Here is a 15,184-nt window from a genome sequence, read left to right on the forward strand (position 1 = left end):
GTAATACGCGTCCGCGAACCTCCTCGCCGAGGCGGCTCCGTGCCGGCGGGGAAAAACCGATAAACCGTTCGCCCTACTCCCTTTGATATGGAATACCACGAGGCGGCGAACTTCCTCTTCGACCTCCGCCGGTACCCACCGGCCGAGGGCGTCGAGTCGACGCGACGCCTGCTCGACCACCTCGACGGCCCCGGCGAGGAATTGCAGGTCGTTCAGGTGGCGGGGTCGAACGGGAAGGGGAGCACCGCTCGCATGGTCGAGAGCGTGCTGCGGCAGGCCGGATACGACGTCGGCATCTACACCTCGCCCCACTTGAACGACGTCAGAGAGCGGATACGCCTCGACGGGCGAACGGTCTCGAAGCGGGCCGTCACCGAATTCGTCGAGCGGGTGGAACCCTACGTGAACGATCGGACGGCCGAGGGCGACCCGCCGACGTTCTTCGAGACGCTCACGGCGTTGGCCGTCTGGTCGTTCGCCCGCGCGAACGTGGACGTCGCCGTATTAGAAGTCGGCATCGGCGGCCGGTACGACGCGACGAGCGCGCTGGATACCGATGCGGCGGCAGTCACGAGCGTCTCGCTCGAGCACACGGACATGCTCGGTGACACCGTCGAGGAGATCGCCCGGGACTTGGCCGCCGTCGCCCCCGCCGTCGCGCCCCTCGTGACCGCCGCGACCGGCGCGGCGCTGTCGGCCGTCGAGTCGGTCGCCGACGTCTACCGTGTCGGAACCGCCGCCGACGCCGACCTCCGGGTGACCGACGGCGGCCGCGAGGGCTTAGAACAGGCCGTCGGGATCGAAACCGACGACTGGTCGGCGAGGACGTCCCTCCCGTTGCTGGGCGCGTACCAGGTCCGCAACGCCGGCGTCGCCGCGGCGCTGGCCCGGCAGTTCGACGGCGTCTCCCCGGCCGCCGTCGAGCGCGGGCTCCGGAACGCGCACTGGGCTGGCCGCTTCGAGGTGATGGAACGGAATCCGCTCGTCGTGCTGGACGGCGCGCACAACCCGGCCAGCTGCGAGGGGGTGGCCGAGACGCTCTCGACGTTCGAGTGCGACTCGCTCCACATCGTCTTCGGCGCGATGTGCGATAAGGACATTGCGGAGATGGCGGCGGCGCTGCCGGACGCCGACCGCGTCTACGCCTGCCGGCCGGACCTCGAACGAGCGGAGACGCCAGCGATACTCGCGTCGGCGTTCGACGACGCCGTCGACGCGGGCACGCGAGGGTCCCTGGCCGACGCCGTCGACGCCGCGCTGTCGGCCGCCGACGCGGGCGACGCCGTGCTGATCTGCGGATCGTTACGGGTCGTCGCGGAGGCCCGCCGGCGCTGGACGCGGCTGCACGTGCCTCGGCGGGTCGACGACCTCGAAACCGCCGCCGCGGTCATGGAGGCCGCCGACGTGAGCGCCGGCGACGTCCAGCGGGCGCGTGCGGACGGCGTGCACCGAGTCGTTACCACCCGACTCTCCCCCCGCCAGGCCGATCACGTGAGGCGGGAGTTGCTGTCGATCGGCGGCCGGTGCGTCGTCTCCGGGCTCTCGACGCGCGGCCGCGAACCCGTCGACATCGCATTGATGGGGACGGTCGCGCAGTTCCGACGGCTCCTCGACGCGCTCGACGGCGAGCCCCACGGCCTCGAGGTCGTGGGCGACGACCTCCGGGAGACGCTGGACCTCGAAGCGGCGTCCGAAACGGACACGGACGCTGCGGTCTATCCGTGGGACTCCGGGACCGCGGTCATGGGCGTGCTGAACGTCACGCCGGACTCGTTCCACGACGGCGGGCGCTTCGAGGCCCGGGACGACGCCGTCGCCCGCGCCGAGGCGATGGTCGAAGCCGGCGCCGATATCGTCGACGTCGGCGGGGAGTCGACCCGACCGGGCGCCGATCCCGAGCCGGTCGACGAGGAGATCGACCGCGTGCGCCCGGTCGTCGAGGCGCTGGCCGATCTCGACGTGTTCGTCTCGATCGACACCCGGAAGGCCGCGGTGGCGAGGGCGGCGCTCGCGGCCGGCGCGGACGTGCTCAACGACGTCTCGGGGCTCGAAGATCCGGAGATGCGGCTGGTCGCCGCCGAACACCAAGTGCCGGTGGTCGTGATGCACTCGATAGAGACGCCGGTCGATCCCGACGTCGACGTCGAGTACGACGACGTGGTCGACGACACGCTGGCTGCGCTCTCCGAGCGGGTGCTCTTGGCGGAGAAGGCCGGGCTTGACCGGTCGCAGATCATCGTCGATCCGGGACTCGGATTCGGCAAGTCGGCCGTCGAGAGCTTCGAGCTCTTGGGCCGCCTCGACGAGTTCCGGGCGCTCGGCTGCCCGGTGCTCGTCGGCCACTCGCGGAAGTCGATGTTCGGGCTCGTCGGACGCGAGGCGTCCGGAGACCGCCTTCCCGCGACCCTCGCGGCGACGTCGCTGGCGGCCGACCGCGGCGCCGACATCGTCCGGGTCCACGACGTGGCGGAGAACGTCGCGGCGGTGCGGACCGCCGAGATGGCCGCGGACCCGGGCGTCGACGACCGGTGACCGCGGTCGACGCGGTCGCCGTGTCGCCGACGCTCTTCATGAGTATCCGCCGATCATTGTGTTTGAGTGTCAGAACCACTTCGGCTAGATTCTGATTCAAATGATAAGTGGTGGGTCCTGAGAGAATTACATTTATTGAACAATGTTCAAATAAGACTTTTTAGCTAGTACACAGACTCCCTGAAATAGATATTATTGCACAATCACTAATTATATACATCCTCGCGCAAATTCCTGTCACATGGTAGCAAGCCCACCGATCGACGAGCTCCACTTCGCGATGGAGCCTGACGTGGAGCCGGTACCCGGGCCGCAAACGGAGCGGCTGCTGGAACGGCAACGGGAGGTCGACAGCAACGCGGTCGCGTACCCGCGCCGCATACCGGTGGCGCTCGAGGAGGCCAAGGGCGCGACCATCAGGGACGTCGACGGAAACACGTTCCTCGACTTCTTCGCCGGCATCGGCGTGTTGAACGTCGGCCATTCCAACCCGTACGTGCTGGAGGGGGTCCACGAGCAGCTCGATAAGCTCACCCATACGGTGGACTTCCCCACCGAGGCGCGGATCGAGTTCATCGAACGGCTCAACGACATCGCGCCCGACGGTCTCTCCGGAAACAGCAAGGTCATCTTCGGCGGACCGAGCGGCAGCGACGCGATCGAGGGGTCGATCAAGCTCGCCAAACACAACACCGGCCGCCACGGAACCCTCGCCTTCGAGGGGTCGTACCACGGGACGACCGCCGGGGCGCTCAGCCTCACCGCCGGCAAGGCGTACAAGGAGGGATACGGCCCGCTGTTGGCCGACGCCGTCCACGTCCCGTTCCCCAACCCCAGCGAGCCGGGGCCGAGCGGTGACGTCGAGTCGTTCTGTCCCGCCGAGAACTGCTGTCAGGCGGGTACCTGTGCCCGTGCGCTGGACGCGGTTCAACGGAAGTTCGAGGGCCCGTACGGGGGCCACGAGTCGCCCGCGGGGATCTGGGTCGAGCCGATCCAGGGCGAGGGCGGCGTCGTCGTCCCGCCGGAGGGGTTCCTCGAGGGGCTCCGCGACATCGCGGACGACAACGACGCGATGCTGATCTTCGACGAGATCCAGACCGGGTTCGGGCGTACCGGCGAGTGGTTCGCGGCCGAGCACTGGGACGTGACGCCGGACGCGATGACGATGGCGAAGGGGATCGGCGGCTCGGGGCTCCCCATCGGCGCGATGATGTATCACGAGGAGTACGACACGTGGGGGCCGGGCGGTCACGTCGGCACGTTCCGCGGGAACGTCCCCGCGTTCGTCGGCGGGACGCGCGCGATCGAGTACGTCGAAGAGCACGACCTGCTCGACCACGCGACGGAGGTCGGGGGGTACATCCGGTCGCGGTTCCGCGAGCTCGCCGAGGACGTCCCCGAGATCGTCGATATCCGCGGAAAGGGGCAGTTCACGGGCGTCGAGTTCGAGGTGGACGGCGGACCCTCGAAGTCGCTCGTCGAATCGATCCAGCGCGAGTGCTACCACAGGGGCGTGCTCGTGTGGTACGCCGGACGCCACAAGAGCGTCCTTCGCCTGCTCCCGCCGCTCGTGTTGACGCAACGCCAGGCGGAGGTCGGCATGGACATCATCACCGAATCGGTCCGCGACGTCCTCGCGGACCACGGCGAGTGAACGCGGACGGTTACGCACCGCCGAGCGCCACCGGATACCGGTCCGTTCCGGGCGCAATCGCCGGTCGATCCGTCTGATCGCCCGCGATCGAAGAGCCGTCCCGGCGGTCGCGGTGACTCACGCGTCGGTCCCGGGAGACGACGGCGGCGCGTGACGGTTTCGGGTCGTCTGCTCCGAGCCATCAATAGTATTTAAATACCGTTATATAAGGTGTATTCTCAAATTGTATAGGTATGTAAGAGCGTTCAGGACCCTACGGAGAGCGATCTGAGATCGGAGCGAAGCCGCAGAGAGAAACATCGAATCGAGAGGGTCAAACCAGCTGAAAAGGGCTGAAGCGTCTCATCCCGAGGCGATCGACTGTAGCGGAGTCGTCAGAGTCTACGAAGGATCGGTTCCCGTCCGAAACAGTCTAAAACGGAGTTTCACGCGCTCCAACTCGCTCTCCGCCTGCAGAGATTGTCGGTCGCAGATCAGCCGTTCGACTCCGATCGCGAATCGCGCTTCGGGCTCGGGAGACGGAGAAGTATATTCAGACTGTCTTATATTTCTAACTGATAGGTATGCGGACAGTATCGGTGCGCGACCCGGAAACGACGCCGGTCGCGCCGGGCACCGTTACCGCCGCGGCGGCCAGAATCACGGCCCCGGTCCGAACGAGATCGCCGACCGCTCGTCGGATCGTGTCGCCGACTCGCGGCGGTCGGCCGGGGACGCGCGTAGAACGACCATCGTTACTATGTGCAGGCGGGTCCGAAACGTCGTATGGCGCCATCTCACGTCCTCGTCCCGCTCGACGGGTCGCCGCTGGCCGACGAGGCGCTCACGCGGGCGCTCGACCTCTTCGACTGCCGGGTGACCGTCCTGAACGTGGTGACCCCGATCGACGCGGGGATGAGCGAGGGCGGCATTCTCGAACCCGGCGAGGAGCGTCAGGAGACCGCGCGTGAAGGGGCCGACCGCATCGTCGAGCGGGCGAGAGCGCGGGCCGCGGAGGTCGATCGAGAGATCGACACGGCGGTGGAGAGCGGCGACCCGGCCGAGGTCATTCTCGACTACGTCGACGCTCACGACGTCGATCACGTGGTGATGGGCGGGCACGCCGACGAGCGGGGAAGTATCGCCCGCCGGGTGCTCGGCACCGTGGCCACCAGCGTCGTCGCCGAGGCCCCCGTCACCGTGACCGTCGTTCGCTGATCCGGGCCCTCACCCGCCGAGCACCGCGGCGAAGGCCTTGTAGAGCCCGAACCCGATCGCGATGGAGGCGACGAGCGTGATGAGCCAAAACGCGAGGGTCACGCCGATCTTCCGACGGGAGACGCCCGCCGAGCCGCCGGCGAGCCCCCCGCGGATGACCCCGGAGATGATGATGTTGTTGAACGATATCGGGATCCCCAAAGCGATGGCCAGCTGCGCGATGATGAACCCGGGAACCAGCGCGGCGATCGAGCGCCTGACCCCCAGCTGCGCGTACTCGCGGGAGGTCGCTTGGAGGAGCTTCGGCGCCCCCATCCAGGCGCCGGCGAGGATGCCGGTCGCGCCGAGCGCGAGCAGGACGACGCCGGGAAGCCCGAGTTCGACCCCGTAGAGGTTCTCGAGCGGGCCGGTCGCCAGCCCGACCTGACTGCCGCCGCTGGAGAAGGCGACGACGCTCCCGAGGACGATGAGGAACGTCCGAATGCCGCCCTCGACCGACGCCTGGGTCCGGCGCCGAATGAGCAGGAACCACGCCGCGGCGGCCGTCAGCGTGACGAGCACCACCACGGGGTCGACATCGGCGACCATCGGCGTCTCGACCTGCCGCGCGATGAATCCCGCGACGGAGCTCTGGCTCGCGTCGGGCGGCGACGGGATGACGCCCAACTGCACGTTGGCGACGATGCCGCCGACGACCGCCGCGAGTAGCGGGACGCCGACCGTCTCCGGGATGTCGTCGCGCCGGAGAATGGTGGCGGTGAGATAGGCGAGCCCGCCCGAAACGGGGGGGACGAGCAACCAGAAGAGCCCGATGCGGCGGTAGGTGTCTATGGCGGGGTCGCCGCCGAGCGAGAGGCCGACGCCGACCATCGCTCCCGTCGTCGCGAACGCCGCCGGCACCGGGTAGCCGGTGTAGACGCCGAAGGCCATGAAGCCGGTCGCGGTCAGCAGTCCCGCCGTCGCCGCCAGCGACGTTATCTGGACGCCGTTGATGAGCCCCGCCCCGACCGTCTCGGAGATCGCTCCGCCCTGCGTGAGCGCGCCGAGCGCGGCGAGGATGCCGATGAGGAAGGCCGCCCGCATCGTTGAGATGGCGTTGGCGCCGATCGCCGGGGCGAACGGCGGCGAGTTGCTGTTGGCGCCGAGCGCCCACGCCGTGGCGAGGCTGGTGAGCGTCGCCAGCACAACGAGCGCCCAGAAGACGGTTCCCGCCACGGTCAACGGCCTCCGCTGACGGGGATTCGGACCATACCACCCACTTCGACAGAGCCCGTGGTTAAACGTTCCCCCGACGGGGCGAGGATCACGGCGAACAGCCGACCGATCTCCGGTCCCGCTGTTCGCTCGCAACCGTCGTCGAGACGTGGTACGCCGGGAGGTCCGCGAGGAGGGACACGTCAAGGCGTGCGAGCCCTTCGATTCCGGGATTCAGACCGGCCTGTGAGCCAAGTCGATGCCACCGAATGAACCCCTTTCTTTCGTGTGCATCATGGAGACTGTCTCTACTTCGTGAACGTAGCTCGCGGCCGCGACGGTGACGCGGTAGGCGTTGGTGCGGTGGATTCCCTCCGTCTCTATCGGGTCATCGACTTCGAGGTCGATCAGAGTGGGTACGGGCGCCCGTGAGCGACCGGGCCGGAGTACCGATCTTGGAGGAGGTGCAATAGTTGCTACTAGAGGTGATACGGTAGCGTGAAGACCGTTATGGGGCCGGAGGGATTTGAACCCCCGATCGACTGATATCTCCGGTGCGCCTCGGAACTCCAGAGGGTCGTCAACGCGAGCGATGATCAGTCGCCCGCTCGGTATATCAGTCTGGAGTGTCGTCCCGGGCACGAACCTCTGGAGTCAGTCGCCATGCCTGGCTTGGCCACAGCCCCACGCGGTATCGCATTAGGTGGTTGCCGAAACGCGGATAAAGGGGTTTCGATCGCGAGCGATCGGGTGACGACAGGGCGACGCGAGCGGCGCCGTTACCGAGCGAGGTCCGACCGCTGTTCCCGGCGATAGCCTCAGCGGTCGTCGTCGCTCCAGTCGCACTCCTGGCATTTGAACCCGGTGACGAACTCGGTGACGCTCGGCATGTAGCCGACGGTGATGACGTCGCCGCCGCACTCGGGGCAGTCCCGCTCGGCGTCCGCGATGGACTCGGCTTCGAGCACCGACTCGCCTTCGACCAGCTCCGCGAGCTTCTCGGGCGTCACCATTCGGCCCTGCACGACGCGATTGGACATACGTCGCGTAGACGGCGGAGCACCTAAACCCCGGCGACACGCCGGTGTGGGGAGCCGCCGATCGCGACGCGACGCCTACAGCCAGGGCGCCCGGGAGTCGTCGTCGGTGAACGGGTCCGACTCGTCGTCGCCCGCGTCGCGGTCGCCGCCGTTGGCCAGCACCGCCACGTCGTCGTCCACGATCGGCCCGGGCGCGTCCGGCGGGGCGTCGAGCGGCGGGTCGGTCGGCGCGGGATCTCCGTCCGCGGGCGCCTCGTCGGAGCCTCCCTCCTCGTCGGCGTCTTCGTCGTCGCCGTCGCGGGGACCGTCGCCCGGCCCGTCCTCGTCGCCCGGCGAGTCGCCGCCGGAGTCCGCGACGGGACCGGCGTTCGGGTCGTACGCGAAGAGCGTGGTGACGGCGAGGACGGCCAGCGCGATGGGCGCCTCGGTCTGCATCAGGTCGAACGGACCGAGCAGGATCGGGAGCGCGAGCACGCCGAGCGCGACCGCCGAACCGAACCGGAAGCGGTCGATGTCGACGCGGCCCCGGAGGTGCGGCGACAGCAGCGCGACCGCGAGGGCGAACGAGACGCCGACGCCCGCCGCGGCGGCGCCGTTAACGACGTACTCCGGCGAGGTCATCTCGCCCGGGCGCACGGCGAAGCCGGCAGGGTCGAAGCTCGCGACGAACCCGAGCGCGATGATGACGCCCGGGCTCGGGAGGTACTCGCCGATCTCCGAGCTCGCGGTCTTGGCGGCGATCGTGAGGATCACCAGCCCCGCGAACCGCTCGAAGACGTGGAGGTCGAGGAACGCCTTGAACGTCGGCGCGAAGGCCGCCTCGATCGCCGCGATGGGAACGACCACCGCGCCGATCAACAGCACGGAGGTCGCCATCTCCCGGCGGCTCCCGTCCATTTCGGCGAGGATCACGGCCGCGGTGGCCGACCCGCCGAAGATGAGGATCCCGGTCTCGACGACGCCGGTGGCGGTGCCCAACACGCCGGCGATGACTAACGCCGGGAAGATGCCGTCGATCAGCGGCAGCACCATGACGGTCGCGAGCAGCTTCGTCGCGCTGCCCACCTGCCGCTCTAAGCGGAGCGCTATCGGGTGGCGTGAAACGCTCATTCAGGGGCGATGTCCCTGACCGACGGGTACACGGTGGGAAGCAGACGACCCGCGATAGCCGAGGGCCCGGCGTGCGGAGTCGAAGCCGCGAGCGGCCCGACCAGCCCATGTAAAGAGTTTGCGCGGATTGCCGGCTGTAAAGGAGGCGCCGAGGGTGCGGATCGGCTGGCCGGCGGTGCGCGCGTTCACGGGACTGTCGGAGTCCATACTCTATATACGCGTTTCGGTTGCGTTAAAGGTTGTGTGAGACCTGTCCGCACGACACGGACGATCGCTGTATCTCATTTAAAAAGGCGGGTACGAACCGGTGACGAATCCCGGATTTCGCCGGCGATCCGTCGACGGCGCCGGCGTTAGAGCGCCGATCCGTGGGAGACGGCTCGCGGACGTGCCTGTCGAACTGTGACACGCGAGAGCCGAGGGCGGGTGATCGAAGGCGAGAGCCGAGTGCGGGTGATCGAAGGGAGGTCGCAGGCGCCTCGTCCGTGGAGAGCGCGAGGCTGGCACTCGCGCCGAACGCCTGACGAGCACCCGTGCCGGTCAGGTTCGATATCGGCTCCGCCGCGCGCGATATGATCCACGCCCGTGCATATATATCGAACTCGAATGAGAATGAGGTGCACGTCCGTGCGGACTCGCAACGTTTTTGATGCGGCACTCACGACGGTTTATATGGAGACCAACTCCGGTCGATTCTCTGCGAAGCTCGACGTGCCGGAAGCGCTGACGTTCGACGACGTGCTCCTCCGCCCCAAGGAGAGCCGGGTGGAGCCCGACGACGCCGACCTCTCCGCGCGCGTCTCGAAGAACGTCGAACTCACCGTGCCGGTCCTCTCGGCGGCGATGGACACCGTCACCGAGAGCGACCTAGCGATCGCGATGGCCCGGGAGGGCGGCCTCGGCGTCCTGCACCGCAACATGACCGTCGAGGAGACGGCCGCCGAGGTCGAGCGCGTCAAGCGCGCCCACGAGCTCGTCATCCGCCGCGAGAACGTCGTGACGGTCTCGCCCGACGACACCGTCCGCGAGGCCGACGCCGTGATGGAGCGACAGGGCGTCTCCGGCGCCCCGGTCGTCGACGCGGAGGACGCCGTCCTCGGCATCATCTCCGGGACGGACATCCGCCCCTACCTGGAGGTCGGCGAGGACGACGCCGTCAGCGAGGCGATGACGGACGAGGTCATCACCGCGTCGGAGGACGTCGACGCGCGCGAGGCGCTCGAACTGATGTACGACCACAAGATCGAGCGCGTCCCGATCGTCGACGGCGAAGACCGCCTCGTCGGGCTCATCACCATGCAGGGCATCCTCCAGCGCCGCGAGCACGAGGAGGCCGCCCGCGACGACAGGGGCCGCCTGTTGGCCGGCGTCGCCGTCGGCCCCTTCGAGGAGGAACGCGCGATCGCGGCCGACGAGGCCGACGTCGACGTGATCTTCATCGACTGCGCGCACGCCCACAACCTCAACGTGCTCGACTCCGCCCGCGCGATCAAAGAGACCGTCGACGCCGACGTCGTCGTCGGCAACGTCGGGACTCGCGAGGCCGCCGAGGCCGCCGTCGACTTCGCCGACGGGCTGAAGGTGGGGATCGGGCCGGGGTCGATCTGCACCACGCGCGTCGTGAGCGGCGCCGGGATGCCGCAGATGACCGCGGTCTCGGAGGTCGCGGACGTGGCGTCCCAGCAAGGCGTCCCGGTGATCGCTGACGGCGGGATCCGCTACTCCGGCGACGCGATCAAGGCGCTGGCCGCGGGCGCGAACGCCGTGATGCTCGGCTCGTACTTCGCCGGCACCGACGAGGCGCCCGGGCGCGTCATCACGATGCAGGGGAAGAAGTACAAGCAGTACCGCGGGATGGGCTCCGTCGGCGCGATGAAGTCCGGCGGCGGCGACCGCTATCTCAAGGAGGAGGACGAAGACGAGGAGTTCGTGCCCGAGGGCGTCGAGGCCGCGACGCCGTACAAGGGGAGCCTCGCCTCGGAGCTCCACCAGCTCACCGGGGGGATCTGCTCCGGCATGGGGTACGTCGGCGCCGCGACCGTCCCCGAGCTGCACGAGCGAGCCGAGTTCGTCCGCGTCTCCAGCGCCGGGCAGACCGAGGGCCACCCGCACGACGTGATGATCACCGACGAGGCGCCGAACTACAGCCCGAACGAGTGATCGCTCGCCGGATCGGCCGACGGTCGGCCCACGGTCCGACGGCGTTCGATAGCGGCGGCGTGGTCCCGAAGAGGTATTTTAATATAGTCCGCGAAGAGACGAAACGTGTGAGCGAACACGTCGTCGCTCCGAGAATCCATGAGTGAGCAACCGCCGCTGGTCCTCGTGGTCGAGGACGAACCAGATCTGGCCGACCTGTACGCCGCGTGGCTCGGCGACGAGTATCGCGTTCGAACCGCGTACGGCGGCCAGGAAGCGCTGGAGAACCTCGACGAAGTCGACGACGATGTCGATACGATCCTGTTGGACAGGCGGATGCCGGGGCTCTCGGGCGACGAGGTGCTGTCTGCCGTCCGCGAGCGCGGCATCGACTGCCGGGTCGCGATGGTCACCGCGGTCGAGCCCGACTTCGACATCCTGAAGATGGGGTTCGACGACTACCTCGTGAAACCCGTCACCAGCGACACCCTCAGGGAGACGGTCGCGGGGCTGTTGCGACGGGGAGAGTACGACACGGAGATGCAGGAGCTGTTCTCGCTGACCTCCAAGAAGGCGATGTTGGAGACCGAGAAGAGCGCCACGGAACTCGCCGACAACGACGAGTATCAGCGACTCACCGACCGCATCAACGAGCTCCGGTCGCGGGCCGACGAGTCGCTGGAGGCGGTCACCGAGGACGAAGACGACTTCGAGAAGCTGTTTCAGGACTTCGACGACGGGAACTGACGGCCCGAGGCGGCTCGGAACGCGACGCGACCGGCGTCCGGAACCGAAACGCGGCTCCGCTTCCGCCCCGCCGACTGTTTAAATACGGTCCGGCCGAACCGACGACCGAATGCGCGTCAGCGACCTCCCGCTCGCCGAGCCGTACGTCGACCACTTCGCCGAGCGGGGGATCCGCGAGCTGTACCCGCCGCAGGCGGCCGCCGTCGAGGCCGGCGTCGTCGACGGCGAGAGCCTCGTCGCCGCGGTCCCGACGGCCTCCGGGAAGACACTGATCGCCGAGCTCGCCATGCTGTCGGCGATCGAGCGCGGCGGCAAGGCGCTGTACATCGTCCCGCTGCGCGCGCTCGCCAGCGAGAAGAAGACCGAGTTCGAGCGCTGGGAGGACCACGGCGTCACGGTCGGCGTCTCCACCGGCAACTACGAGTCCGACGGCGAGTGGCTCGCCACGCGGGACGTCATCGTCGCCACCTCGGAGAAGGTCGACTCGCTGATCCGCAACGGCGCCCCGTGGATCGACGACCTCACCTGCGTCGTGAGCGACGAGGTCCACCTCGTCGACGACCCGAACCGCGGCCCCACCCTCGAAGTGACCCTCGCGAAGCTCCGGAAGGTGAACCCCGGGCTCCAGACGGTCGCGCTCTCGGCGACCGTCGGCAACGCCGACGTCATCGCCGACTGGCTCGACGCCGGGCTGGTCGAGTCGGACTGGCGCCCGATCGACCTCCGGATGGGCGTCCACTTCGGTAACGCCGTCGACTTCGCCGACGGGAGCAAGCGGGAGGTCCCCGTCGAGCGCGGCGAGGACCAGACCGCCCGGCTCGTCGCCGACGCGCTCGACACCGAGGAGGACGGGCAGGGCGGCTCCTCGCTCGTCTTCGTCAACTCCCGCCGCAACGCCGAGTCGTCGGCCCGGAAGCTCACCGACGTCACCGGGTCGCGGCTCACCGACGACGAGCGCGACCGCCTCCGCGAGCTCGCCGAGGAGATCCGCGGCGTCTCCGACACGGACACGTCGGAGGACCTCGCCGACGCGGTCGCGCAGGGGTCGGCGTTCCACCACGCGGGGCTCGCGAGCGAGCACCGGTCGCTCGTCGAGGACGCGTTCCGCGACCGCCTCATCAAGTGCATCTCCGCGACGCCGACGCTCGCCGCCGGCGTCAACACCCCCGCCCGCCGGGTGATCGTCCGCGACTGGCGCCGCTACGACGGGGAGTTCGGCGGGATGAAGCCGCTCGACGTGCTGGAGGTCCACCAGATGTGCGGGCGCGCGGGTCGGCCCGGACTCGACCCCTACGGCGAGGCGGTGCTGCTCGCGAACGACGCGGACACGAAGGAGGAGCTGTTCGAGCGGTACCTCTGGGCCGACCCCGAGCCGGTCCGCTCGAAGCTCGCCGCCGAGCCCGCGCTCCGGACCCACGTGCTCGCCACCGTCGCCTCCGGCTTCGCCTCCACCCGCGACGGGCTCCTCTCCTTCCTCGACAACACCCTCTACGCCACGCAGACCGACGACGAGGGGCGGCTCGGGGCCGTCACCGACACCGTCCTCGACTACCTCGCCGTCAACGGCTTCATCGACCGCGACCGCGACGGCGGGACGGAGAGCCTGACCGCGACCGGCATCGGCCACACCGTCTCGCGGCTCTACCTCGACCCGATGAGCGCCGCGGAGATGATCGACGGGCTGCGGTCGGTCGGGGACGCGGGGACCGGCGGCGTCGCCGGCGCGGGCGGCGACGACGGGGAGTTCGTCATGACGGCCGACGGCGACGGAGACGCCGACGAGCCCGGGTTCGGGACGTACGCGCGAGCCGGGGAGGACGGCGACGAGAGCGAGACGGCGGACGCCGCGGGCGACCCGGCCGACGGCGACGCCGACCCCGCCGCTCCCCAGGTCACCCCGCTCGGCCTCTACCACCTCGTCAGCCGCACGCCCGACATGTACGAGCTCTACCTGAAGTCGGGGGACAGAGAGACGTACACCGAGCTCTGCTACGAGCGCGAGGGCGAGTTCCTCGGCGACGTGCCCTCCGAGTACGAGGACGTGCGCTTCGAGGACTGGCTCGCGTCGCTGAAGACGGCCCGCCTCCTCGAGGACTGGGCGAACGAGGTCGACGAGGACCGCATCACGGAGCGGTACGGCGTCGGCCCGGGAGACATCCGCGGGAAGGTCGACACCGCCGAGTGGCTGCTGCGCGCGGCCGAGACCCTCGCGCCGGACGTAGAGGACGTCGACGGCGATGTCGTCGTCGCGGTCCGCGAGGCCCGCAAGCGGATCGAGTACGGCGTCCGCGAGGAGCTGCTCGACTTAGCTGGGGTCCGGAACGTCGGCCGGAAGCGCGCCCGCCGGCTGTACGAGGCCGGCGTCGAGACGCGCGCCGACCTCCGCGAGGCCGACAAGGCGGTCGTGCTCGGCGCGCTCCGCGGCCGCGAGCGCACCGCCGAGCGCATCCTCGAACACGCGGGGCGCGAGGACCCGTCGATGGACGACGTGCGTCCGGACAAGTCGGCCTCGGCGGCGGCGACCGCGGGCTCCGCGAGCGACGGGGACGGCGACGGGCAGGCGAGCCTGGGTGATTTCGAGTGAGCGACGGGACGGAAACGACCCCTGATACCGGGTCCGACGACGGCCGCCCCGACCCGTCGACCCCGCCGCACCGCCTCGTCCGTGGAACGGTCGCCATCGACGACCTCCACGCCTTCCTCGCGCGCCTCGACGGAATCGCCGACGAGACCGGCGCGGTCGTGCAGGCGTTCGACGCCGACCTCGTCGTCTCCGACGCTCACCTCCGCGCCGCGGTCCGCCTCGCCGCCCGTGCGATCGCCCGCGGCGAGGCCGTCGCTCGCGACCCGGGCGTCGAGATCATGCTGTACGCGGCCGGCCGTCGACAGATCGACCGCGCGCTGGCGCTGGGCGTCTCAGAGGGCGAACAGCGCGCGGTCGTGCTGGTCGCCGACTTCGGCGGCGTCGACGGCGCGGACCGACCCGCCGCGGACCTCGACGCGGCCGACCGAGCGGTCGAGCGGCTGACGGCTCCCCCCGCCGCCGCCGAGTTCGATCGGGAACGAGTGACGGAGTTTTACGGCGTCTCCGACCGCGAACTCGCGGCGACCGCCGGCGACCTGGCCGACGTCGTCCGCGAACGGGTGGCGCTGCTCGACGTCGAGAAGTGACCGGGAACGCGGGTGACCGATTCCCATACCCCTTCGCTTCCACTGGAAACCGCGGTACGTAGGAAGTGTTCGAGTCCAGACGAAGCGAGCGGTCGAGCGGAACGAGGCGATCCACGCGAAACGGACCCCCGCAGACGAAGCGGAGGGGGACGCCGCGTTTGGATCGAGGACGGGCGAACCGCGAGAATAGTCCATCCTGGATTCGAACCAGGGTCGTTGCCCCCAGAAGGCAACAGGATTGGCCACTACCCCAATGGACTGTGCGCAACCATCGATAGCCTGTGCGTGTTTGTAAGCGTTGCGCGTCGCCGGCCCTCTGTCACGCGTTCACAGGCGGTGGGAGAGCCGGGTGCCTCCTCCGCGACCGGGATCTGATCGAAGAACGTGCGCATATCGATGC

General features: G+C 69.1%; 10 protein-coding genes and 2 tRNA genes. 7 read left to right on the plus strand and 5 right to left on the minus strand.

The genetic code is table 11. The features are described from left to right. The first annotated feature begins 87 nt into the window (after positions 1-87). The 3 genes from folP (at position 88) to DJ82_RS01055 (ending at position 5,383) form a co-directional block, all read left to right on the plus strand. Entirely contained in the window at positions 88-2,532 is a 2,445-nt protein-coding gene (gene folP / locus DJ82_RS01045; RefSeq protein ID WP_094580853.1) for a dihydropteroate synthase, read from the plus strand. A gap of 241 nt (positions 2,533-2,773) precedes the next feature. Next, positions 2,774-4,186 carry an aspartate aminotransferase family protein gene (locus DJ82_RS01050; protein ID WP_094580854.1) on the plus strand — a complete coding sequence of 471 codons (1,413 nt, stop codon included), beginning with the start codon at positions 2,774-2,776 and terminating at the stop codon, positions 4,184-4,186. Positions 4,187-4,951: 765 nt separating this feature from the next. Further along, entirely contained in the window at positions 4,952-5,383 is a 432-nt protein-coding gene (locus DJ82_RS01055) for a universal stress protein (RefSeq protein WP_094523097.1), read from the plus strand. A 9-nt stretch (positions 5,384-5,392) separates the two neighbouring features. On the opposite strand, the gene DJ82_RS01060 is transcribed toward DJ82_RS01055, so the two are convergent. The 4 genes from DJ82_RS01060 to DJ82_RS01070 form a co-directional block, all read right to left on the minus strand. Continuing rightward, the gene (locus tag DJ82_RS01060) at positions 5,393-6,598 is read right to left on the minus strand and encodes an inorganic phosphate transporter (RefSeq protein WP_094580855.1); all 1,206 of its coding nucleotides are present in this window, start codon (positions 6,596-6,598) and stop codon (positions 5,393-5,395) included. 490 nt (positions 6,599-7,088) lie between these two features. Then, positions 7,089-7,263 (minus strand) — tRNA-Trp (locus DJ82_RS14740). Between the two features lie 132 nt (positions 7,264-7,395). Then, entirely contained in the window at positions 7,396-7,617 is a 222-nt protein-coding gene (locus DJ82_RS01065) for a DUF5795 family protein (RefSeq protein ID WP_094523093.1), read from the minus strand. A gap of 75 nt (positions 7,618-7,692) precedes the next feature. Continuing rightward, the gene (locus DJ82_RS01070; protein ID WP_094523091.1) at positions 7,693-8,727 is read right to left on the minus strand and encodes a DUF5794 domain-containing protein; all 1,035 of its coding nucleotides are present in this window, start codon (positions 8,725-8,727) and stop codon (positions 7,693-7,695) included. Positions 8,728-9,399: 672 nt separating this feature from the next. Between DJ82_RS01070 and guaB the strand changes: the two genes are divergently transcribed. The 4 genes from guaB to cgi121 all read left to right on the plus strand — a co-directional run bounded on the left by guaB (position 9,400) and on the right by cgi121 (position 14,784). Next, positions 9,400-10,887 (plus strand): IMP dehydrogenase, encoded by a 1,488-nt coding sequence (guaB, locus tag DJ82_RS01080; RefSeq protein ID WP_094523087.1) that lies wholly within the window; start codon positions 9,400-9,402, stop codon positions 10,885-10,887. A 138-nt stretch (positions 10,888-11,025) separates the two neighbouring features. Further along, complete coding sequence (locus DJ82_RS01085) at positions 11,026-11,613, plus strand: HalX domain-containing protein (RefSeq protein ID WP_094523085.1); 588 nt, start codon at positions 11,026-11,028, stop codon at positions 11,611-11,613. A gap of 109 nt (positions 11,614-11,722) precedes the next feature. After that, entirely contained in the window at positions 11,723-14,197 is a 2,475-nt protein-coding gene (locus DJ82_RS01090) for an ATP-dependent DNA helicase (protein WP_094580856.1), read from the plus strand. Continuing rightward, the gene (gene cgi121 / locus DJ82_RS01095) at positions 14,194-14,784 is read left to right on the plus strand and encodes a KEOPS complex subunit Cgi121 (protein ID WP_094580857.1); all 591 of its coding nucleotides are present in this window, start codon (positions 14,194-14,196) and stop codon (positions 14,782-14,784) included. The genes DJ82_RS01090 and cgi121 overlap by 4 nt, the downstream gene beginning before the upstream one ends. Positions 14,785-14,971: 187 nt before the next feature. On the opposite strand, the gene DJ82_RS01100 is transcribed toward cgi121, so the two are convergent. Further along, a tRNA-Gln gene (locus DJ82_RS01100) sits at positions 14,972-15,044 on the minus strand. Between the last annotated feature and the right edge of the window lie 140 nt (positions 15,045-15,184).

It is taken from the genome of Halorubrum sp. Ib24, assembly GCF_002252745.1.
In the GTDB taxonomy this organism is placed as follows: Archaea; Halobacteriota; Halobacteria; order Halobacteriales; family Haloferacaceae; genus Halorubrum.